The sequence below is a fragment of the Pandoraea iniqua genome (genome assembly GCF_902459685.1).
In the GTDB taxonomy this organism is placed as follows: Bacteria; Pseudomonadota; Gammaproteobacteria; order Burkholderiales; family Burkholderiaceae; genus Pandoraea; species Pandoraea iniqua.
This window is the reverse complement of sequence record NZ_CABPSF010000008.1, coordinates 212,655-235,642: the sequence shown is the minus strand read 5'-3', so window position 1 is coordinate 235,642 and position 22,988 is coordinate 212,655. Positions and strand designations below refer to the sequence as shown.

21 protein-coding genes are annotated in these 22,988 nt (G+C 65.1%); 13 read left to right on the top strand and 8 right to left on the bottom strand.

Annotated elements, in window-relative coordinates:
* Nucleotides 1–15: 15 nt before the first annotated feature.
* From PIN31009_RS23485 to trmB, 5 genes are all read left to right on the top strand, one after another.
* Nucleotides 16–822 carry a DUF3348 domain-containing protein gene (locus PIN31009_RS23485; protein WP_150791718.1) on the top strand — a complete coding sequence of 269 codons (807 nt, stop codon included), beginning with the start codon at nucleotides 16–18 and terminating at the stop codon, nucleotides 820–822.
* Nucleotides 803–4,015 carry a DUF802 domain-containing protein gene (locus tag PIN31009_RS23480; RefSeq protein ID WP_150791717.1) on the top strand — a complete coding sequence of 1,071 codons (3,213 nt, stop codon included), beginning with the start codon at nucleotides 803–805 and terminating at the stop codon, nucleotides 4,013–4,015. Before PIN31009_RS23485 ends, PIN31009_RS23480 begins: the two co-directional genes overlap by 20 nt.
* A complete protein-coding gene (locus PIN31009_RS23475) occupies nucleotides 4,012–4,707 on the top strand; it encodes an OmpA family protein (RefSeq protein WP_174997359.1) in 696 nt (231 codons plus the stop codon). Before PIN31009_RS23480 ends, PIN31009_RS23475 begins: the two co-directional genes overlap by 4 nt.
* The gene (locus PIN31009_RS23470) at nucleotides 4,700–5,566 is read left to right on the top strand and encodes a DUF2894 domain-containing protein (RefSeq protein WP_174997357.1); all 867 of its coding nucleotides are present in this window, start codon (nucleotides 4,700–4,702) and stop codon (nucleotides 5,564–5,566) included. The genes PIN31009_RS23475 and PIN31009_RS23470 overlap by 8 nt, the downstream gene beginning before the upstream one ends.
* A gap of 191 nt (nucleotides 5,567–5,757) precedes the next feature.
* A complete protein-coding gene (gene trmB, locus PIN31009_RS23465; RefSeq protein ID WP_150791715.1) occupies nucleotides 5,758–6,558 on the top strand; it encodes a tRNA (guanosine(46)-N7)-methyltransferase TrmB in 801 nt (266 codons plus the stop codon).
* Nucleotides 6,559–6,637: 79 nt separating this feature from the next.
* Here the strand turns inward: trmB and PIN31009_RS23460 are convergent, their stop codons facing one another.
* From PIN31009_RS23460 to PIN31009_RS23445, 4 genes are all read right to left on the bottom strand, one after another.
* Entirely contained in the window at nucleotides 6,638–7,480 is an 843-nt protein-coding gene (locus tag PIN31009_RS23460; protein ID WP_150791714.1) for an undecaprenyl-diphosphate phosphatase, read from the bottom strand.
* Nucleotides 7,481–7,578: 98 nt separating this feature from the next.
* On the bottom strand, nucleotides 7,579–8,217 hold the full coding sequence (locus PIN31009_RS23455) for a DUF1439 domain-containing protein (RefSeq protein WP_150686265.1): 639 nt from the start codon (nucleotides 8,215–8,217) through the stop codon (nucleotides 7,579–7,581).
* Nucleotides 8,218–8,351: 134 nt separating this feature from the next.
* Nucleotides 8,352–8,612: a YkgJ family cysteine cluster protein gene (locus tag PIN31009_RS23450; RefSeq protein WP_150791713.1), complete on the bottom strand. Its 261-nt coding sequence runs from the start codon at nucleotides 8,610–8,612 to the stop codon at nucleotides 8,352–8,354.
* A 94-nt stretch (nucleotides 8,613–8,706) separates the two neighbouring features.
* Nucleotides 8,707–9,480 (bottom strand): SDR family oxidoreductase, encoded by a 774-nt coding sequence (locus PIN31009_RS23445; protein ID WP_150791712.1) that lies wholly within the window; start codon nucleotides 9,478–9,480, stop codon nucleotides 8,707–8,709.
* A gap of 108 nt (nucleotides 9,481–9,588) precedes the next feature.
* Here PIN31009_RS23445 and PIN31009_RS23440 point away from each other — a divergent pair, with 108 nt between their 5' ends.
* The 4 genes from PIN31009_RS23440 to PIN31009_RS23425 all read left to right on the top strand — a co-directional run bounded on the left by PIN31009_RS23440 (nucleotide 9,589) and on the right by PIN31009_RS23425 (nucleotide 12,959).
* Entirely contained in the window at nucleotides 9,589–10,242 is a 654-nt protein-coding gene (locus tag PIN31009_RS23440; protein ID WP_087686471.1) for a TetR/AcrR family transcriptional regulator, read from the top strand.
* Between the two features lie 79 nt (nucleotides 10,243–10,321).
* The gene (locus tag PIN31009_RS23435) at nucleotides 10,322–10,990 is read left to right on the top strand and encodes a protein-L-isoaspartate O-methyltransferase family protein (RefSeq protein WP_058379901.1); all 669 of its coding nucleotides are present in this window, start codon (nucleotides 10,322–10,324) and stop codon (nucleotides 10,988–10,990) included.
* A 121-nt stretch (nucleotides 10,991–11,111) separates the two neighbouring features.
* Nucleotides 11,112–11,435: a rhodanese-like domain-containing protein gene (locus PIN31009_RS23430; RefSeq protein ID WP_058376053.1), complete on the top strand. Its 324-nt coding sequence runs from the start codon at nucleotides 11,112–11,114 to the stop codon at nucleotides 11,433–11,435.
* Nucleotides 11,436–11,444: 9 nt separating this feature from the next.
* Nucleotides 11,445–12,959, top strand: a complete 1,515-nt coding sequence (locus PIN31009_RS23425; RefSeq protein ID WP_150791711.1) for a TolC family outer membrane protein — start codon at nucleotides 11,445–11,447, stop codon at nucleotides 12,957–12,959.
* Nucleotides 12,960–13,106: 147 nt separating this feature from the next.
* On the opposite strand, the gene waaA is transcribed toward PIN31009_RS23425, so the two are convergent.
* The 4 genes from waaA to PIN31009_RS23405 form a co-directional block, all read right to left on the bottom strand.
* Complete coding sequence (gene waaA, locus PIN31009_RS23420; protein WP_150791710.1) at nucleotides 13,107–14,441, bottom strand: lipid IV(A) 3-deoxy-D-manno-octulosonic acid transferase; 1,335 nt, start codon at nucleotides 14,439–14,441, stop codon at nucleotides 13,107–13,109.
* Nucleotides 14,441–15,382 carry a Kdo hydroxylase KdoO gene (kdoO, locus tag PIN31009_RS23415; RefSeq protein ID WP_246185821.1) on the bottom strand — a complete coding sequence of 314 codons (942 nt, stop codon included), beginning with the start codon at nucleotides 15,380–15,382 and terminating at the stop codon, nucleotides 14,441–14,443. Before kdoO ends, waaA begins: the two co-directional genes overlap by 1 nt.
* The gene (gene waaC / locus PIN31009_RS23410; RefSeq protein WP_246185826.1) at nucleotides 15,379–16,368 is read right to left on the bottom strand and encodes a lipopolysaccharide heptosyltransferase I; all 990 of its coding nucleotides are present in this window, start codon (nucleotides 16,366–16,368) and stop codon (nucleotides 15,379–15,381) included. Before waaC ends, kdoO begins: the two co-directional genes overlap by 4 nt.
* Before the next feature lie 200 nt (nucleotides 16,369–16,568).
* Nucleotides 16,569–17,966: a phosphomannomutase/phosphoglucomutase gene (locus tag PIN31009_RS23405; protein ID WP_087686468.1), complete on the bottom strand. Its 1,398-nt coding sequence runs from the start codon at nucleotides 17,964–17,966 to the stop codon at nucleotides 16,569–16,571.
* A 297-nt stretch (nucleotides 17,967–18,263) separates the two neighbouring features.
* Here PIN31009_RS23405 and PIN31009_RS23400 point away from each other — a divergent pair, with 297 nt between their 5' ends.
* Genes PIN31009_RS23400 through PIN31009_RS23385 form a run of 4 tightly spaced genes read left to right on the top strand, consistent with a single transcriptional unit; the run spans nucleotide 18,264 to nucleotide 22,949 of the window.
* Nucleotides 18,264–19,502, top strand: a complete 1,239-nt coding sequence (locus PIN31009_RS23400) for an oligosaccharide flippase family protein (protein WP_150791709.1) — start codon at nucleotides 18,264–18,266, stop codon at nucleotides 19,500–19,502.
* A 4-nt stretch (nucleotides 19,503–19,506) separates the two neighbouring features.
* Nucleotides 19,507–20,646, top strand: coding sequence for a glycosyltransferase family 4 protein (locus tag PIN31009_RS23395; RefSeq protein WP_150791708.1), 1,140 nt, complete (start codon nucleotides 19,507–19,509; stop codon nucleotides 20,644–20,646).
* A complete protein-coding gene (locus tag PIN31009_RS23390) occupies nucleotides 20,643–21,788 on the top strand; it encodes a glycosyltransferase (RefSeq protein ID WP_150791707.1) in 1,146 nt (381 codons plus the stop codon). The genes PIN31009_RS23395 and PIN31009_RS23390 overlap by 4 nt, the downstream gene beginning before the upstream one ends.
* A 6-nt stretch (nucleotides 21,789–21,794) precedes the next feature.
* Complete coding sequence (locus PIN31009_RS23385; RefSeq protein ID WP_150686257.1) at nucleotides 21,795–22,949, top strand: glycosyltransferase family 4 protein; 1,155 nt, start codon at nucleotides 21,795–21,797, stop codon at nucleotides 22,947–22,949.
* Nucleotides 22,950–22,988: the final 39 nt, after the last annotated feature.

Below are 22,988 nucleotides of genomic sequence, written 5' to 3'. Positions count from 1 at the left end.
TGACCCCCCAGTGGAATGGTGCAAGTGCCCCGGCGTCCTGTAATCAGCGCCCCGACACTCATACGCTCGCTGGCCCGTCTGAGCACGTTCACGCCGCCTGAGGCCGCGCCGTCGCTCTCGGACCGCATGAGTGAGTGGCTGGGCTGGACCGACGCCATCGCCCTGTCGTCGGCTCTCAAAGCCTCCTCGCCGGCCGAAACGCCCGGCGGGCGCACGGCCGCCCCGGCTTCGGCCAACGGCAGCCGGGAATTGGCACGTGTACGCACGGACCTCGCCGCCGCCATCGCCCGCGATTGCGGTCTGGCCGCCGCCCCCGGCGGGCAAATTCGGGCAATGAGCGCCGCCGAGCGTCAACGGGCCGCCTCGTTTGCCGAGTTTCCCGCGTACCGGCAGCGCTATGCCACGTCGCAACAGACCATGGACACGGCCATCGGCGCCCTGCGCACCCGCATGCGCGCACAACTGGCGTTGATGTCGCCAGACGCCGCCCGGCTGGCCAGTGTCGATGCCGTCATGGAGCGCGTGCTGGGCGCCCGCGAGCGCACCTTGCTCGCCAGTGTGCCGAACCTGCTCGAAGGCCATTTCGTGAAGTTGCGCGATACCGAGCAGGCCGCGCTGGCCGCACCGCGCGTGCCCGGTGCCCCGCCGCTCGCCCCGGCAGGCACGTGGCTCGACACTTTCCACCGGGACATGCAGAGCATCCTGCTCGCAGAACTCGATATCCGCCTTCAACCGCTTGAAGGGCTGCTCGCCGCCCAGCTCGCGATTGAACCCGGCGAAAACGTTAGTGAACCCGGACAACATGAATCGTTACCTCGTTGATCTCGTCGCCTTTGTCGCCGGACTGGCCGTTGTCGGCTGGATCGCCATCGGCTATGCCGGCACCAACACCCTCGCGCTGGCCGTCACACTGGTCATCGCCGCCGTCTATCTCTTCGGCGCCCTTGAGCTCAAACGCTTTCATCAGTCGTCCAACGCGCTCGCGAAGGCAGTTGGCGAACTGAATACGGCGCCGGCGTCGCTGCCGTCGTGGCTCGACACGCTGCCCGCCGGCCTGCGCACCGCCGTGCGCCTGCGCGTGGAAGGCGAGCGCGTCGGCCTGCCCGGCCCGGCACTCACGCCCTATCTCGTGGGCCTGCTGGTGCTGCTCGGCATGCTCGGCACGTTCCTCGGCATGGCGGCAACGCTGCGCGGCACCGGCATCGCCCTCGAAGGCGCGACCGATCTGCAAGCCATTCGCGCGTCGCTTGCCTCGCCGGTCAAGGGCCTCGGCTTCGCGTTCGGCACCTCGGTCGCCGGTGTTGCCACGTCGGCCATGCTCGGCCTGCTCGCCGCGCTCGCCCGCAAGCAGCGCGCGCAAGTCGTGCAATCGCTCGACGCACGCATTGTCACCACGCTGCGCGGCTTCTCGCAGCAACATCAGCGCGAAACCACGCTGCAACTGCTCCAGCAGCAAGCCGCAGTAATGCCCGCGCTGGTCGACCGTCTGCAAGACATGATGGCCGCCATGGAGCGCCAGAGTCAGGGCCTCGGCGAACGGCTCGTGGCAAATCAAGATGCCTTGCACGCCCGCACGGATGCCTCGTACGCGCAGCTGACAAACGCGATGCAGCAGTATCTGAAAGACAGCGTGACGACCACGGCCAGCGCCGCCGGTGCCGCGATTCGCCCCGAAGTCGAGGCGACCATGGCCAGTCTGGCGCGCGAAACCGCGTCGTGGCACCAGACGGTGTCGTCCGCCATGCAAGACCGTATGGACGGCTTGTCCGACCGCTTCGAAGCGACGACCTCGCGCGTGGCGAATGTCTGGAAAGACTCGCTCGACGCCCAGTTGCGCACTAACGAGTCGCTCGCGGTCGATCTGCGCGGTGCGCTAGGCGAATTCGCGCAGACGTTTGAGACACGCTCGGCACGCCTCGTCGACGACGTTGCCACCCGACTCGAAAGCGCAACCGGTCAGGTCAGCACGGCACACGCCGGTGTGGCGCAAACGTGGGAAGCCTCGCTCGCCGCGCAGCAGCGCACCAGCGATGCGCTCGCGAAGGAACTCGGCGCCACGCTCACACAGTTCGCACAAACGTTCGAAACCCGCTCTGCCGGCTTGCTGGCCGATGTGACCTCGCGACTCGATAACGCCACCGGCAGCATCGCCACCGCGCAGACGACCGTCGCGCAGGCTTGGGAGCAAGCACTCGCGCAGCAGCAAAGCGCGCACAACGCGCTGACGCAAGACCTCGGCGTGGCGCTGGAGCGATTCGCACAAACCTTCGAAGCGCGTTCGACGGCGTTGCTCGGCGACGTGGCGGCCAAGCTCGACGCGACCAGCGGCAACGTGACCGGCGCGCACGAGCGTGTGGCGCAGGTGTGGGATCAGGCACTGACGCAACAACGCCTGTCGCACGACACGATGACGCAGGAACTTGGCGCCGCGCTTGAACGCTTCGCACAAACGTTCGACGCGCGTTCGAATGCGCTGATCAGCGACGTGGCAGTGAAGCTCGATACGACCAGCGGCAATGTGTCCGGTGCGCACGAGCGCGTGGCGCAAGTGTGGGATCAGGCGCTGACGCAACAACGCTTGTCGCACGACACGATGACGCAGGCACTCGGTGCCGCGTTGGAGCGCTTCGCACAAACGTTCGATGCACGGTCGAATGCGCTGATCAGCGACGTGGCCGCAAAGCTCGATACGACCAGCGGTAATGTGTCCGGCGCGCACGAGCGCGTGGCACAAGTGTGGAATGAATCGCTGACGCTGCAAAAGGCCGCCAACGCGTCGCTGGCGGCCGATCTTGGCGCCGCATTGGGCCGTTTCACGGAAACGTTCGAACAACGCTCGACACATCTGGTCGAGGGTGTGAGTACCCGCACGGAAGGCGCGATGCAAAGCGTTGCCGATACGGCGGCGGTGGTTTCCGGCGAGTGGAAGCAGGCCATCGCTGCGCAGCAACAGGCCAACGACTCGCTCACGCAAGACCTCGCTGCCGCACTCACGCGCTTCGCCGACACCTTCGACACGCGCTCGACGCAACTGCTGCAAGGTGTTTCGACGCAGATGGACGCCGCGTCGACTAACGTCGCACAAGCTTGGCGCGACGCCATCGCCGAACACGCTCGCGTGAGCGAACAACTGGCAGGTGGCAATCAGCAACTCGTTGCCGCGACGACGACGGCCTTCACCGAACACAGCGCGTCGCTGCTCGATGCCCTGAACGCCGCCAACGCCGCGCATCACGACGCCACTGCCGAGCGCGAGACGCAACGCCTGTCGGCATGGACCGAAACCCTCGAAGGCACGCTCGCGACACTGCGCGAACAGTGGCAGCAGATGGGTACACAAACGGCCAATCAGCAGCAAACGATCTGCGAGACGCTCAGCCGCACCGCGCTCGAAATGTCGGAACAGTCGCGCAACAATGCGAGCGACACCATCGCCGAGATTTCGCGCCTGATGCAGACCGCCGCCGAAGCCCCGAAGGCCGCCGCCGAAATCATCGCCGAACTGCGCCAGAAGCTCTCGGACAGCATGGTGCGCGACAACGCCATGCTGGAAGAACGCTCGCGCCTGCTCGACACGCTCGGCACGCTGCTCGACACCGTGCGCCATGCCGGCAACGAGCAACGCGCTGCGGTCGACGATCTCGTCACCACGTCGGCACAGTTGCTTGAGCGCGCCGGCGCGAATCTGGGCGATGCCATTGCCGCCCAGACCGAGAAACTCGCCGCCGCGTCGGCGCAGGTCACCGGCAGCGCCGTGGAAGTGGCGAGCCTCGGCGACACGTTCGGCGCCGCCGTGCAGGCCTTCGGCGAATCGAACACGCAACTGCTCGACCATCTGCAACGCATTGAAGCGGCACTCGACAAGTCGATGGCCCGCAGCGACGAACAGCTCGGCTACTACGTCGCGCAAGCGCGCGAAGTGGTGGAGTTGAGCGTGATGTCGCAAAAGCAGATTCTCGAAAACCTGCAACAGCTGGGCGCGGCCCGCACGCAACCGGGTAGCGCGGCAGCATGAGCCACGACTTCGACTCCGAGATGGCCGACGGCGACGTTGGCGCCGCCGCGCCGGCGTGGGCCGTGTTCGGCGATCTGATGTCGGTGATGCTCGGCGCGTTCGTGCTGATCATGCTCGGCGTGATCGGCGTGCAGCTCGAACTGTCGGCCAAGCTGGAGCGCGAGGTGAAGGAGCGTCAGGCCGAAACGCAACGCCGCGAAACGCTGGAGAAAGCGCTCGCCGGGCCACTGGCGGGCGGGCGTGTCACGATCGTGAACGGCCGCATCGGTATCAGCGGCAACGTGCTCTTCGCGCTGAATTCGGATCAGTTGCAGCCGCAGGGCCGCGAAGTGCTGCGCAGTCTCGCCGCGCCGCTCGCCGCCTACCTGAAGGTGAGCGACGAGATTCTGATGGTCAGCGGCTTCACCGACGATCAGCAAGTGCGTGAGACCAACCGTCGCTTTGCCGATAACTGGGAGTTGTCCGCACAACGCGCGCTCACCGTCACGCGCGAACTGATTGCGGCGGGTATCCCCCCGTCGTCGGTGTTCTCGGCGGCGTTCGGGGCGGAACAGCCTGTGACGTCGAATGGCGACGAGGCCGGCCGCGCCAAGAACCGGCGCGTGGAAATTGCGCCGATGCCGCGCAGTAGTGCGGGGAATGGGGGGAATGGGGGCAATGCAGCAGGCAAGGCTGGGAAGTCAAATGGCTGACGCTGATACCACCGGTTCCGCTGATACCGCCAACGCCGCCGATCAGTCGGTCTGGCAGACGCAGCTCGACCTCTGGCGAACGCAACAGGCCGACAAGCGCGACCCGGTTCGCTTTCACCTTATCGAAGCGCTGGCGCGGCGAGCAACGAGCTATACGGGCGAAGCAAGGCGCGTGCTGGATGCGCGCCTGCAAACGCTCGTCGACGCGTTCTCGAAGGCGTTGACGGACGTTGCAGCCCCGGACGCCCCTGACAGCGTGCCCACGACGCAGGAAGGCGGGGTTGCCGCCATCTCACCGTCCCAGTCGTCCCAGTCGGCCGTGTCGCCCCTGTCAGCCCTGATCACCGACATGACGCAACGCGTCGGCGAGCGGCCCGCACGGTCGGTAGCGTCCATCAAGCGACCCGCGAGCCCGGCACCTGCGGCGCGCCCGGTCAACGCGGCGTCATCCGGTATGACGGCAGGCGCTTCGTCCGCCGCGTCATCTGCCGCTTCATCGGTCTCCCCTGCGATCGCACCGCCTGCGCCGCCGACGGTCATCGCGACCGACGACAGTTTCGAAGACATGGACGTGCTGGAGTATTTCCGCGAAACGTGGTCGAAACTCAGCACCGACGGCAATCTGCGACAGTCGCTGGCGCAGGTGCCGGAGAACGCCGGGCCGCTGAATTCCAGCCATCTCGTGCATCGCGCGCTCTCGCTCATGCACGACGTGTCGCCCGACTATCTGCGCCACTTTCTGCGCCATGCCGACGCCCTCTCGTGGCTCGAAGACATGGATGGCGCCGGTGCAATGCGCAACAAGAGCGCGGCGCGTGTCGCGGCGTCGGCCAAGCCCTCGCGGGCAAAGGCGCGTTGAGCGGTACCGGGGCCCAACTTGCCAGTCAAGACCGTTCCGGGCGATAATCGCGCTCGTTCCCGCTGCCAAAGCGCGGGAAAATCCTTTGAAAAATCATCGTGTTGGGCGCCAACGCAGGCTTCACTGCCAAGCGCGCCGCCCGCCGCAGCACTTCCTCGACAAGCCGTCGCCCCCGACGGCTTTCTGCTTCCATGACGAACCACGGACAACCGCCGGCTGACGACGCGCAACCGGCCCACGACGACGACGCCGACCTCGACGCGCCGAATACCTCTGACGCGCAAGACGACGACGCACAGGTCGGCCCGGACGGCGTTGCGCACCCGCGCCGCATCCGCAGCTTCGTGCGCCGTGCCGGTCGCAGCTCGGAAGCGCAAAAGCGCGCGTTCGATACGCTTGGCCCGAAGTTTCTCGTGCCCTACGCGCCCGAAACGCTCGACTGGCCAGCCGCCTTCGAGCGCCCGAACGCCCCGCGCATTCTCGAAATCGGTTTCGGCATGGGTGACGGCACCGCGCATATCGCCAAGGTGCGTCCTGACGACGACTTCCTCGGCGTGGAAGTGCACGAACCGGGCGTGGGCGCTTTGCTCAAGCTCATCGGGACTACGCCGCTGTCGAACGTGCGCATCATCCAGCACGACGCGGTGGAAGTGGTTCAGCACATGCTGCCGGAAGCGTCGCTCGACGGCGTTCACGTGTTCTTCCCGGACCCGTGGCACAAGAAGCGTCACCACAAGCGCCGCCTGCTCCAGCCGCCGTTTGTCGCGCTGCTCGCCTCGCGCCTGAAGCCGGGCGGTTATCTGCACTGCGCGACCGACTGGCAGGAATACGCCGAACAGATGCTCGAAGTGCTGGGCGCCGAGCCGACGCTCGAGAACACGGCCGCCGACTATGCGCCGCGTCCCGATTACCGTCCGGTGACGAAGTTCGAAAACCGTGGCCTGCGCCTCGGTCACGGCGTGTGGGATCTGGTCTTTAAGAAGCGCGGCTGAACGGCGCGATTGAAAGGCTGAGGTATACGAAAAAGGGCACCGCGACGTGCCCTTTTTTCATTGCGTCAATCCGTGATGCTTAGTCGGCCCAGACCACCAGCCCGCTGTAACCGGTCGCCAGCACCACCAGACCGAACACGATGCGGTACCACGCGAACGCCGTGAAGTCGTGCGACGCGATGTAGCGCAGCAGCCAGCGCACGCAAATGAAGGCGCTGATGAACGCCGCCACGAAGCCGATACTGAACATACCGACGTCGTCCACCGACAGAATCGAACGCGATTTATACAGTTCGTAGATCGTTGCGCCAAACAGGATCGGAATCGCGAGGAAGAACGAGAACTCGGTCGCCACCTTGCGCTCCAGCCCGAACATCATCCCGCCGATGATCGTGGCGCCCGAGCGCGACGTGCCGGGCACGAGCGCGAGGCACTGCGCAAAACCGACCTTCAGGGCGTCGGCCAGCGACAAATCGTCGATGGAGTTCACACGCGGCAATTGACCGGCTTCGACATTACGGCGGTTATGCCGCTCGACCAGCAGAATGATCACGCCACCCACGATGAACGCCGTAGCCACCACCGTCGGATTGAACAGCATCGCCTTGATGTGCTTGCCGAGCAGCAGCCCCAGCACGATGGCCGGCAGGCAGGCGACGATCACGTTGATGGCGAAGCGGCGCGACGTAGCATCGCTGCCCAGTCCGGCCACGACGCGCGCAATCTTCACGCGGAATTCCCAGCACACGGCCAGAATCGCGCCGAACTGAATCACGATCTCGAAGACCTTGCCTTTGTCGTCGTTAAAGTTGAGCAGACTGCCGGCCAGAATCAGGTGACCGGTCGATGAGATCGGGAGGAATTCGGTCAGACCTTCGACCACACCGAGAATGATCGCCTTAAGCGCCAGCAACAAGTCCATGCAATGGTTTCCTGATAAGTGTCTTGAAAGGGTGAAATCGGGAGATTCGTGAGCCGGCGAGCGTTGCCGCCGGATTAACGGATTAATTGATCAACGGATTAGCGCGAATCGAATTTGACGTTCACACCGTGCGAAAGCACCGTGATCTGGCCGGGTTGCCGTGCCACGCCGCCAATGTTCAGTTGCTCGGGCTTGAACGTGTAGATCGGGGCGCCCTGCAACAACTGGGTGGCGAGCAATGCGCCAGCAGCGTTGAGCTGGCGAGACCAGCGCTCGGGCAGGCCATCGATCGTGAACGTTTCGACTTCTGGGTCGCGCAGCACCACGGACAGCGTGGCCGGGTCGTAGGCCAGCGCACTGTCGATGGCCAGCGTGCCGGTGAGCGGTGCGCCGCCAAGCGGATGCGTCACGGTGGCGTCGACAGCCACCGCCAGCCGGTTACGGTCCGGCAGCAGCGTGAGACGCGGGTGCGACAGGTTCACGTCGAGCACGGCCAGCACGCGGCGGTCGAACGGAAACTTGCGCTCCAACGCGCGCTGCAATTGGCTTTCTGAAAACGTGTAGTCGTTGCCGAACGGCAAACCGGCACAAGCGGCAAGCCCGGCAGCAAGTGCCGATGCGCCAGTGAGGGTCAGCCAGCGACGACGCGAAGGGTTCGTCGCTTCGTGCACATCGCGTGTGTCCAATGCCTCGCACTGCTGATGATGTTGCCGGTCCGGATGCGTGTGACGCGCCATGTCTCATTCCACTACAGGGCGCCCAGCGCCCGACACGCGCGACTATAGCATTCGCCCATGACGCCGAACTACCCTGCGCCTATTGGCGTAGCGCCGTGCTGGATGACGTTTGATGTGGCGGCGCGATCCGCCGGTTACCGCACCGGCGCAGTCAGCGCTTCGAGCTCGGAGAGCCAGCGCACGGCCTGTTCACGGTCGTCGCCGCACATTTCCACGGAAGGCTGCAACGAGCCGCACACGGCCGGGCGCAGCGGGCTGCCGAAGATCTGGCAGCGGTCGGCCTCGTCGAGTTGCACGCAACGCGTGTTCGCCGGCTTGCCGTGCGGCATGCCGGGAATCGGCGACGAGATGGAAGGCGCGATACAACAAGCCGCGCAATGAGGTCGGCAGTTCATGAAACGATCGGTCGGGGCCGGTGGCGGAGGTGTCACCGGATTAGCAGGCTGCGCATTTTACCGCGAGCACAACCTGCCCTCCCCCTTCACCTGATCACCACGGCAACGCGCCTGCCACGTTAAAGAAGCCGCCGTTGACCGCCCCGCGCTCGCCCAGCGCCAGCATCACCACGCTGCGCGCACCGTCTTCCACGCTCTGCGTGCCCCGCTTGCCGTTCAGATCGGTGGCCGTGTAGCCCGGGTCGACCGAATTCACGGTGATCGCCGTCTCGCGCAAGGTGTGCGAGAGCTGCACCGTCAGCATGTTGAGCGCCGCCTTGGAAGCGTTGTAGCCGATCAGCTTGAACGCGGCATGCTCCCACGCCGGGTCGCCGTTGTAGGCGAGCGAGCCCAGACCGCTCGACACGTTGACGATACGCGCGGCATCCGAGCGCGACAGCCACGGCAACATGGCTTGCGTCACCCGCAAGGTGCCGAAGAAGTTGGTCGCGAATATCCGCTCGACTGCCTCGATGGACGCCCGCTCGGGGGTGTCGTCGCGCGGATCGGTAATGCCCGCGTTGTTCACCAGCACGTCCAGCCGCCCGTGATAGCGCCCGATCCGGTAGGCCGCCGCGTGCAGCGTCTCCGGCTTGAGCAGGTCGATCACCAGCGTCTCGGCCTGAAAACCCGCCTTGCGCAGCGGCGCCACCACCTCTTCACCTCTTGCCTCGTCGCGGGCCCCCACCACCACCGTCATGCCCGCCTCCGCGAGCGAGCGTGCCACTTCCTGCCCAATTCCCTTGGTTGCGCCCGTCACCAGTGCCACCCGTCCCAGATGGCGTTCGGCGTCCGCTCGCACTGCGTTGTCGATTGCGTCCCGTTTCATCACTGCTCCCGTCGTCATGCCTGTTGTTCTGCGCTGAACTGCATGCAAAGCCGCGCAAATTTGTTAGCATCGAGTTTATGAAGAATCCTTCAGATTTTCTATTCGCATATGAAACCGGACATCCGAGGGGCCTCAGGGCCCCGTAAATCGCCGCAGCAGGCCCGTTCGCGTGTCACGATCGACGCGATTTTCGAGGCCGCCCTTCAGGTTTTGCTGCTCGATGGCGGGCGCCAGCTCACCACCACCCGGGTGGCGGAGCGCGCCGGGGTGTCGGTCGGCACCCTCTATCAATATTTTCAGAACAAACAGGTGCTGCTTTATGCCGTGCTGGAGCGGCATATCGATCGCATCGTCTGCACGGTGGAAAAGACGTGTCTCGATTCGCACGGTCTGCCGCTCGAGGCGATGGCCCGGGCGCTGGCCGACGCGTACGTCGGCGCGAAGATGACGGATATCGAGGAGGCGCAGGCGCTCTATCGTCTGTCGGAAGATCTGGATGGCCGGGAGGTGTTTGCGGGGGCGAGCCAGCGCATGCATGCGGCGGTCGTCGCCATGCTGGATACCGCGCAGGACGGGCGTTTCGACGATACGAGCACGGTCGCATTCGTGTTTCTGAATTCGATGACGGGGCCGATCAAAGCGATTCTGGAGAACCGCACGCCGGCGGGCACGACCTGCGGCCAGCTCGCCGCGCACATTGCCGATCAGATCGCCACGATGTGTGCGGCATATCTGCATCGGGTGACCCTTCCCACCCCATAAGTTCACGCGTCATCATGACCGTCGCCCGGAACTGGTAAAATGCGCGGTTGTGTTTGCCTACAATCCCACGGTAATCGAAATGAATTACGAACAGGCCCGCTTTAACATGATCGAGCAGCAGATCCGCCCTTGGGATGTGCTCGATCAGCAGGTGCTCAATCTGTTGACGGTGGTCAAGCGCGAAGACTTCGTGCCGGCGCCCTACCGCAACCTCGCTTTCACCGACGTCAAGATCCCGCTCAAGGGCGCCGCGATCAGCAACGACAGCCAGTTCATGCTGGAACCGCGTGTCGAAGCGCGCATTCTGCAAGCGCTCGCGCCGAAGAAGAACGAGAACGTGCTGGAAATCGGTACGGGTTCGGGCTATATGGCCGCGCTGCTCGCGTATAACGCGCATCACGTGACCACGGTGGAATTCGACGCCTACCTCGCCCAGACCGCCCAGCAGACGCTGCGCGCGAACGGCGTGACGAACGTGGAAGTCGTGAACGCCGACGGCGCGCAAGGCTGGAGCGCCGCCGCCCCGTACGACGTGATCGCGATCTCGGGCGCGCTGGCAGAACTGCCGCAGGCCTTCCTCGCACAGCTCAAGGTGGGCGGCCGTCTGGCAGCCTTCGTGGGCGGCTCGCCGGTGATGGAAGCGCAACTGATCACGCGCCTGTCGGAAAACGAGTACCGCACCGAAAACCTGTTCGAGACGCAAGTGGCCTATCTGGTCGCGCCGCAACCGTCGAGCTTCAAGTTCTGAGCCCGGCGCCCGGGTGTGTACCGCCGCCAGCTGACGGCGGTGCGCCCGGATTGCCGTGTGCGGACCAGTCCCACGGGGGATGAACGAGGACTGGCCGCCATCTATACGACACACGTTGATCATGCAAAACATTACACCGGCGCAATTAGCCCAGTGGCTGGCGGATGGGGACCGCGGCCAACCCACGCTTCTGGATGTGCGTGAGGATTGGGAAGTGCAGACCTGCCACATTGCGCAGAGCAAGAACGTGCCGCTCGGCGACGTGCCTGCCCGCCTGAACGAACTCGACGCCGACGCGCCCATCGTGTGCATTTGCCATCACGGCATGCGCAGCGCCCGTGCAGCGATGTTTCTGGAACAACAAGGTTTTACCCAGCTTTTCAATCTCGACGGTGGTATCGATGCCTGGGCTCGCCAGGTCGACCCGTCGATGCCGACTTACTGAGTCAGGGCCATGCGCCCCTCGAGGCTCGCCGCGCTCCCGCGCGCGGCCAAGCGTGCGCCTGCCCTGCGCGCAGCGTCTGCGATGCCCGTCGTCCTCGCGACGATGTGCTTCGCGCTCGCAGCGCCCGCCGGTGCTACCGATCTTCTCCAGCTTTATGGGGAAGCCCAGACCCGCGACGCGCTGATCGCCAGCGCCCGCTCGGCCTATCTCGCGAATGTCGAAGCCCTTCCGCAAGCCCGCGCCGCCCTGCTGCCGCAAGTGACCGCGCGCTGGAGCAGCGTGAATACGCACTACGGCTCGGGCAATATTTCGAACACGTTCGGCAGCGGCGGTTACAGCCTCGCGCTCACGCAACCGATCTTCCATTGGGATAGCTGGCAGACGTATCAGCAAGGCAAGCTGACGGTCGCCGCCGCCGAAGCCTCGTTCGCGCAAGCGGAGCAGGATCTGATTCTGCGTGTGGCCGGGGCCTATTTCGATGTGCTCGCGGCGCAGGACGACCTCGCGCTGGCCGGTACGCACAAGCAGGCGATTGCCGAACAACTCGCCGCCGCGAAGCGCAATTTCGAAGTCGGGAACGCGACGATCGTCGACGCGAATGAAGCGCAGGCCAGTTTCGATCAGGCCACGGCGCAGGAAATTGCCGCGCAGAATACGCTCGATGTGCGCCGCGCTGCATTTGCGCGCATCGTCGGCCACCCGGTCGGCTCGCTCGCGACGCTGCGCGCTGGCTCGACGCTGCCTTCGCCGCAGCCGAACAATGTGGCGGACTGGGTCGCACAAGCGGAACAAGCGAACTACGGCGTGCAGTTGCAAACACTGACGCTGGAGACGGCGCGACGCGAAACGTCGAAAGCGAAGTCGGGCTATATGCCTTCGATCGATCTGATCGCCAGTGGGGCGCACTCGAACGTCGGTAACGCGAACAGCCTGCTGTCGTCGGCGATGTCGAGTCCGACCAGCCAAGGCTCAGGGCCCAGCTCGGCCGGACAGATCGGTATTCAGATCAGCATTCCGATCTTCTCGGGCGGCTCGGTGCAGAGCAAACTCCGCCAGACACTCGCGCTGGAAGACAAGGCGATGAGCGATCTCGACGACGCACGCCGGCTCGCCGTGCTGAGTGCGCGTACCTCATATCTCGGGGTTTCCAGCGGACTGGCTCAGGTGAAAGCGCTTGAAGCCGCAGAGCAATCGGCGCAATCGTCGGTCGCGTCGAACAAGCTGGGCTATCAGGTCGGCATCCGCATCAACGCCGACGTGCTCAACGCGGAAGACAAACTCTTCACGACACGCCGCGATCTCGCCAAGGCACGCTACAGCACGCTGCTCTCAAGCCTTCAGTTGAAGGCCAGCGCGGCTACGCTGGTCGATACGGATCTGCAACTGCTCAACGCGCTGCTGACGGAAAATCCTGACGCGTCAGCCGCGATGGCTGGTGTTCGCGAAGCCGCGCCGAAGAACGCTGGGGCGGGGTTGCCCGAAAAAGGTGTGCGGCCGGGGACTACGGCGCCATTGCGACGCTAAGGCGCTAAGGCTGATGGGTGCGCCCAGTCTGTCCTCCGGGACGGACCGGGGCCCCTTCCCGCTGCTCAGACAAGTTCAACTCGCCTCGGGAAGGGGCCCCGATCCATCCCCTCCCACATCGCCTGTCCGCCCACGAAACCGATCAGCTCAAGTCGCGCTCGGTGCGGCTTTCACGACTTGCTCTACCGTCGTTTCTTCGCCCAGCCAACGGCCCAGTGCGCCCACGGTGCGCCGGGTCGCGCCCTGATGCTGCTTGGCAAATAACGTCGCCGCCGTACGCATCGCCAATCGACGATCGTCGTTAACCAACAAGTCCGCCAACGACGCCGCCAACTCGCCCGCATCGCTCACCCGTCGCGCAGCACCCGCCGCCAACGCGTTTTCGCTCGCCTGCGTGAAGTTGAACATGTGCGGACCAAAGATCACCGGGGTGCCCGCGGCACACGCTTCAATCAGATTCTGGCCACCCAACGGCAGCAAACTTCCACCGATGAAGGCGATGTCCGCCGCCGAAAAATACGCCGGCATCTCGCCCATCGAGTCGCCCAAGACCACTTCGACGTCGGCAGGTAACAACGTGCCATCGTCAGGCCAGGCGCTGCGACGCACGTAGTTGAGTCTGAACTTCTCCAACATCGCCGCGACTTCGTCGAATCGCTGCGGATGCCTCGGCACCAGTACCAACAACGCACGGCGCCCTTCGTCCGACGCTGCCGCCAACATGGCCCTCGCCTGCAATACCTGCGCTTCCTCACCATCGCGTGTGCTGGCGGCCAGCCACACTTTCCGATTGCCGAAACGCTCGCGCCACACTTTGCCCAGCGCAACGAGTGCGGGCGGTGCCGTCATGTCGAACTTGAGATTGCCCAGCACGTCGACGTCATGCGCACCCAACATGCGCAAGCGCTCGGCGTCGGCATCGCTCTGCGCAAGCACGCGCGTGAAACCACCGAACACCGGCCGGGCCGCTTCGCCAAACTTGGCCGCCCGCTTGAATGAACGCGCAGACATGCGCGCATTGACGAGCACCAGCGGCACACTCTGTTCGCGGCACGTGAAGATCAGGTTCGGCCAGACTTCGGTCTCCATCACCACACCGACACTCGGGCGCCACTGCTTCAGGAAACGCCGGATCGGTCCGACCATGTCGTACGGCAGATAACAACGCAACACGCGATCGCCGAACAGGCTTTCGCCCGTGGCACGGCCGGTGGGCGTCATGTGCGTGAGCAAGATGCCGTGCGACGGATATTGTTCGAGCAAAGCCTCGATGAGCGGCTGTGCGGCACGCGTCTCGCCAACGGAGACGGCATGCACCCAGATGAGCGGGCGGCCGGTGTACGGCGCCGCATCGTAGAAACCGAAACGCTCACCAATGTGACGGCGATAGCCCGGTTCGAACCGGCCGCGCCACCACAGGCGAATCACCGCGAGCGGCGCTACGATCCACCACAACGCACCATAGACGAGACGCAAGAACATCAGATGAGCGCCCGGTGCGTGAGACGTTGCAAGACCGCCAGCGGCGAGCACTCGGGGTGCACCATCGCGTCGGCAGGCAGGAAGAAGGTCTGCTCCATCATGAACTGCCCGGACATCACGGCATGCGAGGTCTGGTCGGAAAAACAGATCCACACGCTCCCCGGCGGGAACGGCATGGTCTGCTGACCGGCTTCGCTCTGGTAAGTCATGTCGGCCTTCATGCCGTCGTGCAGATTCAGCATGATGTGGTCGTAACCACTGCGCGGACGCTTGGTAATGCCCACCGCGTTTTGCAACCACGCGGAGCCCGGCCACTGGGTCGGCACTTTCGGCAGGAAACGCTTGGCCACGTCTTCGAATGGCTCACCCACCCGCCACACGCGCGGCTGGCCCGCCGGGTTGATGTTGGTGAACACGCGCAGGATGCGCTCGCCATAGTTGGGCCGCGACGGGAACGCATCGACGTGCAGACGGCTGTCGTCCTTGCGCCACGAGGTCTGGCGCGTCTCGACCTGATGCAGACGCAAGCTCGTCGGCGCCGCACGCAGCTTGCCCCGGTACTCGGGCAACAAACCGTCGATCAGGCTGCTCGCCTGCGCATAGTAGCGTTTGACGAGTGCATGCACTGCGCGCTGGGTGGCGTCGTCGGACGCCACGCCCACGAGGACGTCGGTTTTCGGATCGAGGCTGATGTTCTTGCGCTTAGGATCGGCAATCGCCGGGTCCAGCAGACGCTTTTCGTCCGCGCCGATCGCAAAGGCCAGATGCGGGAAATACAGCACCTTGCCGGCCTCGACATCGGCCACCAACCGCTCGCGTGGCAGCGACAACTCGCCGCCCTGCCAGTTGCCGGATTCGACGGTGACGATCTGGCTGCCCTCGTTCGCAGTGTTCGCCGTGCTCGTAGTATTGGCAGCACTGGTTGAATTCGTTTGGCTCATGCGTTTCGGTCCTCCCCGGAGGCGGCGACGTTGCCGGGCAACCCATGCGCCGGCGGCGAGGCTGCCGGCAGCAACGGTGCGAACGCGCGCACGGTGTCGCGCACCTGCGCGAGCGTGGGTTTGTGCTCGGCGTCGCCGAGATTGACGATGTGCGGCGACCAGAATCCGCCGGTGCGCCACGCAGTGCTGAAATTGTATAACTCGATGGTCGGACGGTTCAGCGCTGCGGCAATATGTACCAAACCGGTATCGACCCCGACGGTAAGCGCGCCGCGATCGATCAGCCCGACCACCTGCGACAGGTTCATCTTCGGCGGGACCCATGCGCTGTCACCCAGTGCCGCGCCCAAACGCTCGGACACCTCACGTTCGGCCGCACTGCCCCACGGCAACACGATCAGCAGGCCCTGCGCGGCCAGATCGCGGCCCAGCGCAATCCAGTCGGCCTCGGGCCACGTCTTGTCGTCACGCGAGGTGGCATGCACGAACACGGCATACGGACGGTCCGGGCACTGGCTGTGATCGGCACGCTCGGTCGCAATGCCGAAGTCGATATCCCCCGGCACCTCGAAACCCATCGCCCCGGCCACCAGCAGGCGCGAGCGCGTCACGACATGGGTGTGCGGTTCGATCTGCACCATGTGCTGGTAGAGCAGCCGCACGGGCCATTCGTAGCTGGCGCCTTCGGTGCGATTGCCCAGCCCCCACACGGCACCACGCGCCGTGCGCGCGATCCAGCCGGTCTTGACCAGACCCTGCGTGTCGATCACGTAGTCGTAGGGGGTTTCGCGCAGGGCACGGCGGAACGTGCCGATCTCCTGCCACGTCTGGGCAGCGAGCGGCTTCTTGCGCCAGCGGCGCAGCGCAAAGGGGATGACCCGGCGCACACCGCGCACGAGTTTGACGAGGTCGACGAAGCCCTCTTCCACGACCCAGTCGATCTGGGCGTCGGGATGGTGACGCAGGATGTCCTGCACCACGGGCATGTTATGGACGACGTCGCCGAGCGACGAGACTTTGACGATCAGAACCTGCAACCGAACGCTCCGGCGGTTCGGCCGGGCCTCGTGAGCAAAAACGCGATTTTACTCTGTCCCAGCCCGCCAATCATGGCTTCGGTGACAGTTCGGGCCCGACGACACCAGTGGATGGCGAACGTCAGGCCCGAAATGCCCTCAATCCACGCTTAGAACGGCAGCTTGGCGTCCGGCTTGACCGCCAGAATGGCGCTGCGGAAGTCGTCCTGAATACGCTTGATGGCAGCCTCGCTGTCGGCTTCGAAACGCAGCACGACGACCGGCGTGGTGTTGGACGAGCGCGCCAGCCCGAAGCCATCCGGATACTCGACACGCACGCCGTCGATCTTGATGATTTCCTGCGAGCCATCGAACTTCGCGGTCTCGCGCAGCTTGTCGATCAGCGCGAAGTTCTCGCCTTCGGCCAGCGGAATCTGCAACTCGGGCGTGGAGATCGAGTTCGGCAGCGCATTTAGCACCGCGCTCGGATCGGCCGACTTCGAGAGAATCTCGAGCAGGCGCGCGCCGGTGTACAGGCCGTCGTCGAAACCGTACCAACGGTCCTTGAAGAACACGTGACCGCTCATCTCACCAGCCAACGGGGCGCCGGTCTCCTTGAGCTTGGCCTTGACCAGCGAATGGCCCGTATTCCACATGACCGGCTCGCCACCGTGCTCACGCACCCAGCTGGCGAGATTACGCGTGCATTTGACGTCGTAAATGATCTTCTCGCCCGGGTTGCGGCTCAGCACGTCGGCCGCGAACAACATGAGCTGACGGTCCGGGTAGATGATCTGGCCGTCTTTGGTCACAACCCCCAGACGGTCGCCGTCGCCATCGAAGGCGAGGCCGATTTCGGCATCGGTGGTCTGGAGCGTGCGGATCAGGTCCTGAAGGTTCTCGGGGTGCGCCGGGTCCGGATGATGGTTCGGGAACGTGCCGTCGACATCGCAGAACAGCTCGATCACGTCGCAACCGAGCGCATGGAACAGCGCCGGAGCATAAGCGCCGGCCACACCGTTGCCGCAGTCGACGGCAATCTTCATCGGACGCGCCAGATGCACGTCGTTCGAGATGCGCGAACGATACGACTCGCCGATTTCGTCGGCCGTGTAGGTGCCCTGACCGGTCTCGAAATCCTGCTGCTCGATGAGCTTCGCCAGACCCTGAATGGCATCGCCGTAAATGGCGCGGCCACGCAGCACCATCTTGAAGCCGTTGTAGTCGGGCGGGTTATGGCTGCCCGTGACCATGATGCCGGAATCGACGACGCGTCCGTGCAGGGTCACGTTGGTGGCGAAATAGACCATCGGGGTGACAACGACGCCGATGTCGACCACGTCGACGCCGGCGGCGCGCAGGCCGTCGGAGAGTGCGCCGACCAACTCGGGGCCGGACAGACGGCCATCACGGCCGACCACGACGGCATTGCCGCCTTCGCGACGCAGCGCCGTGCCGAAAGCGCGACCGATCAGGTGCGCGACGTTGGCATCGAGGGTCTTGCCGACGATGCCGCGAATGTCGTATGCCTTGAAAATCGCAGGCGAAACTTGCGTGGTTTGCGTCATGGAAAAGGGTCTCTCGGAAACGAGGGGGAAATTAGTACCTGATGCGGATACGCGAAGCGGCATGTCAGAGCATGCGGCCATGCTGCCGTATCAAGAAAGGCCCGCCACGAAGGCAGGCCGGTAACGGCTGCATTACGCTAAAATTATACGGGACTTCGCCGCACTGCGGCACGCCGCGAAACCCTTGTCAGCGAGTGCCTACAATCGCCCTGCGAACCGTACCGGCTCACGATGACAAGCCAGTGAAGTCCCCCAGCACCGGCCTCCCCAGGCCGGTTTTGCTTATTTTGAGATCGAGTGAGCCCCGCGCCCGCCTACATGCCCTACCGGACCATCATTCGCAATATCCTCTGGATGCTGACCGAGCGCGGCGCGCAAATCGTCGGCGGCATCGTGGTCTCCGGCCTGCTCGCCCGTAGTCTCGGTGCCGCCCAGTTCGGCCTGTTTCAATACGCGCAATCGTTGGTGTTTCTGGCCGCCTCGCTCACGCTGTTGTGCGGCAGTGAAGTGGTCGTGCCGCGCCTCGTAGGCAAGCCCGAAGCGGAGCAGCGCACGGTCATCGCCCACGCCTTCATGCTGCGTCTCGGCGCCGCCGCCGTGGCCTACGCGGCGCTGGCGATCTATGTGATCGCGTTTGCCGACTCGGAACTGATGGCCGCCGCCCTCTGGCTCGGCGTGGCGTTGTGGTTCCGCGAACCGGTGGGCATCGTCATCGCGTGGTTGCAGGCACGCACGTTCAACCGCCCCAGCGTGACGGCCAACTTGTGCGCGCTCGGCGCCAAGCTCGCGCTGGTGGCCGTGTTGTTCGTCACCCATGCGGGCATCGTCGCGTTCGCCATCGTCTACGCTGTGGAAGCCGCGGTCGCCGCCGCGCTGCTCGCCCGTTATTACTTCCGGCATTCGCCGTCGACCCGCGTGGTCTGGCGCCCCGAACTGCTGCGAGAATTGCTCACGAACGGCATGACGTTCTGGGGCGGACTGATGCTGATGATGCTCTTCAAGCGTATCGACCAGCTCGTACTCAAGCCGATCATTCCGCTCGCCGAACTCGGCGCTTATGCGGCCGCCATGCAAATTACGGAGAACTTCGTACTCGTCGCGCCGATCATCGCGAATTCGCTGGCGCCGCAATTGATCTTTCAGGCGAACGACAACCTGCACGCGCGCCGCAATACCGTGCGTGCCATGTGGCTGATGGTCGCGGCCGGTGCCAGTCTGGCCATCCCCATCGCCCTGCTCGCCCCTTGGATCGTGCATTTGATCTACGGCGCCGGGTTTGCGGAGTCGGCGCAGATTCTGCGCGTGTCGGCCCTGATGGGCATTCTGGTGTTTGCCGACGCCGCCCTCAATCTGACGCTGGTGCGGCGCGGCGCCGGGCGCTGGGTGATCGCCAAGTGGCTGTTCGCGGCAGTGATCGCGTTCGCCGTGGTGCGCACGCTCGCTCCGCAAATCGGGGCATTGGCGGGAGCACTGGGGTATGGCGCGGGCTACGCCGCCGCCCTCGGCCTCGGCATCTGGCTGCTGCGACGGGACTGACGCGATGACGACCTCCACGCCCATCCGCTCGCCCCAGACGATCTGCCTGTTCACCGGCACATTGGCCGCCTTCGCCGGTGCCGAGCGGGCGACCGCCACGCTGGCCAATGCGCTTGCCGCACGCGGCCACCGCGTCCATGTGCTTTCGCTGTGGGGCCATACGCCTGTCTTTTCGTTGGCCTCCGACGTTCAGCATCACGCATTATTTGCCGAACGGGTGGCGTTCAAGCATCACTATCTGTCGATCGTTCGAAACGTTCGGCGATACGTGCAAGAACACGGTATCGACGTAATGATCGACGTCGACCCGATGCTCGCGCTCTACACGCTCCCTGCCACGTTCGGCCTGTCGTTGCGCCGTATCGCGTGGGAGCACAGCACGTATGCCAGCGACCTTGGCCGTCGCGCGCGCCGTTGGGCGCGAAGTCTGGCGGCACGCCGCTACGACGCCGTTGTCGTTCTCACCGATGCGGATCGCGATGCTTGGCAAGCGCACCACCCTCACGCGCGAGCGCAGTTCGTCACGCTGCCCAATCCGCTGGGCATCGCCGCCCCTGCCGATGCGCCCTCGCACGACGGCGCACGTCGCATTCTCGCTGTCGGGCGGTTGGTGCCCGAAAAGGGATTCGACCGGCTGATCGACGCGTGGGCGAAGATTGCGGCGGAAGTCCCCGGCTGGCAGGTCCGCATCGTGGGCGATGGCGCATTGCGCGACACGCTTCTCGCTCAGGCTAACGCGCGCGGTGTCGGCGACAGCGTGCAGTTGCTGCCTGCGGTGGCCGAGATTGCCCGGCATTACGCCGAAGCCGCCATCTATTGCCTGCCGTCGCGACGCGAGAGTTTCGGGCTGGTGCTGCTCGAAGCGCAGGCGTTTGCGCTGCCCATCGCGGGCTTTGCCGCCGACGCCGGGCCCCGGGCACTGCTGCATGACGGGATCGATAGTCTGATCGCCACCGATGGCGACATCGCCGCGCTTGCCATCGCACTGCGCCGCCTGATCGACGATGCGCCGCTGCGCCTGCGGCTGGGTGCGGCCGGCTACGTGCACGCTCAGGCGTATCTGCCCGATACCATCGCGGCGCGCTGGGAGGGGTTGTGGTCGCCGTGGCCGCACGCGACGACGGCCTCGGGGGAGGCATCATGAAAATCGTACTGTTCGTGACCGGCTTGCAGTTGGGCGGCGCGGAAACGCAGGTCGCCGATCTTGCCCGTGGCTTTCTCGCGCGCGGGCACAACGTCGTCATGATCTCGTTGACCGGCGAGTGCGCTGTCCGGCTGCCGGACTCCCCACGCTTCTCCCTGATCGAATTACGCGCCGCCAAGACGCCGTGGTCGCTGGCTGCGGCCGTGGCAACGTTGGCCTCGCATATCCGGCGCCTGCGGCCCGATGTCGTCCATGCCCACATGGTGCATGCGAACTTGCTGGCCCGCGTTGCGCGGCTGTTTGCGCCGATGCCGGTGCTGGTGACCAGCGCGCACAGTCGCAATGAAGGCGGCAAGCTGCGCATGCTTGCGTACCGGCTCACCGACCGCCTTACCGACCTGACGACCAACGTCAGCGACGACGCCGTCGCCGCGTTCGTGGCCCAACACGCCGCCCCCGCCGCGCGCATCGTCAGCATGCCCAACGGTATCGACACCCAGCGTTACCGCCCCAATCCGGCCGACCGCCCCACCCTGCGTGAACGTTTGCTGTCAGCAGATGCCCGTTCGCCCGCTCCGACCGCGCCACCCGTCGTCTTCGCTGCCGGCCGTCTGGTCGACGCGAAGGATTACCCGACGCTGTTCGCCGCCTTCGAACGGGTGCTCGCCGACATGCCGGATGCCCGGCTCTATATCGCCGGCGACGGTCCGCTGCGTGCCGCGTTGCAGGCACAGATCGAGACGCGGAACCTGTCGCACGCCGTTACACTGCTGGGCCGTCGCGACGACGTCGCACAATGGCTGCGCGCCGCCGACGTCTACGCCATGTCGTCGGCATGGGAAGGCCTGCCGCTGGTGGTCGGCGAAGCCATGGCGAGCGGCCTGCCGGTGGTGTCGACCGACTGCGGCGGGGTACGCGAACTGCTCGGCGCTGGCGGCGGCAACGTCCTCGTACCGGTCGGCGATGCCCGCGCGCTGGGCGATGCCCTGCTCCGCTTGCTGCGCCTGAGCGCCGGCGCACGCGATGCGATCGGGGCCGCCAACCGCGAGCGCATCGTCACTCATTACTCGCTCGACGCCGTCGTGGCGCGCTGGCTCGATGCCTACGCGCAGCTCGCCGCACGGCCTGCTTCAACTCACTGATCGCCCATGCGCCCACCCGTTCTGTTCTGCTCCAATTCGTTCTGGTCGATCCACAACTTCCGCGGCGGCCCGATCCGCGCCCTGCTGGCCGATGGCTACCCGGTGCATGTGGTCGCCCCGGATGACGACTATTCGCCGCTCCTGCGCGCGATGGGGTGCGTTGTTCACCTCATGCCAATGGCATCGAAGGGCAAGAATCCGCTGGACGATCTCGCGCTCGCCCGGCGGCTGTTCCGCCTTTACCGCAGCGTTCGCCCCGCCGTGTGCTTTCACTACACGATCAAGCCCAATATCTACGGCGCCATGGCCGCGCACTGGGCGCGTATTCCTTCGGTGTCGATCACCACGGGCATGGGCACGGTCTTCATCAACCGGTCGTTCCTGACCCGGATCGTGCGCCTGCTCTACCGCCACGCGTTTCGCCATACGCGGGAGAACTGGTTCCTGAACGAATCGGATTTCGACGCCATGGTCGGTGGCGGACTCGTCGACCTGCGCAAGGCCCGGCTTCTGCCCGGTGAAGGGGTGAATCTCGATCACTTTGCCAGCGCACCGTGGCCGGCCGACAACGGTTCGTTCCGGTTCCTGCTGATCGCCCGCATGTTGCGCGACAAGGGGGTGCTGGAGTTCATCGAGGCGGCCCGCGCGCTCAAGTCGTCGGCCCCGCACGTAAAGTGCCAGTTGCTGGGCCCGGCCGATGTGGAAAACCCCACGGCCATCTCCCGCGATCAGATTGCCGAGTGGGAACGGGAGGGGCTGGTCGAGTATCTGGGGGTCACGCAGGAGGTGCGCCCCGCGATCGCACAAGCGCACTGCATAGTGCTGCCGTCGTATCGCGAAGGCTTGTCCCGGACGCTGCTCGAAGCGGGGGCGATGGCGCGCCCGGTGATCACAACCGACGTTCAGGGATGCCGGGAAGTGGTCGACCATGGTGTCACCGGATGGGTCGTGCCGGTTCAGGATGCCAAGGCACTGGCAACGCAAATGGCGGCAACTTCTGGCATGCCACTGCCCGAGTTGCAGGCGGTTGGGCGGGCCGGGCGTGCTAAAGTAGCGCAAAATTTCGACGAAGGTCTGGTGATCGCAGAGTATTTCAGAATCCTCGGCGAGATCGATGGGAGCCCCACTCGCACCCGGCTCTCATCCGATTCAGCGCAATAAGCTGACACCGGTCGCACATAAGAACTAACAACGCGCTCA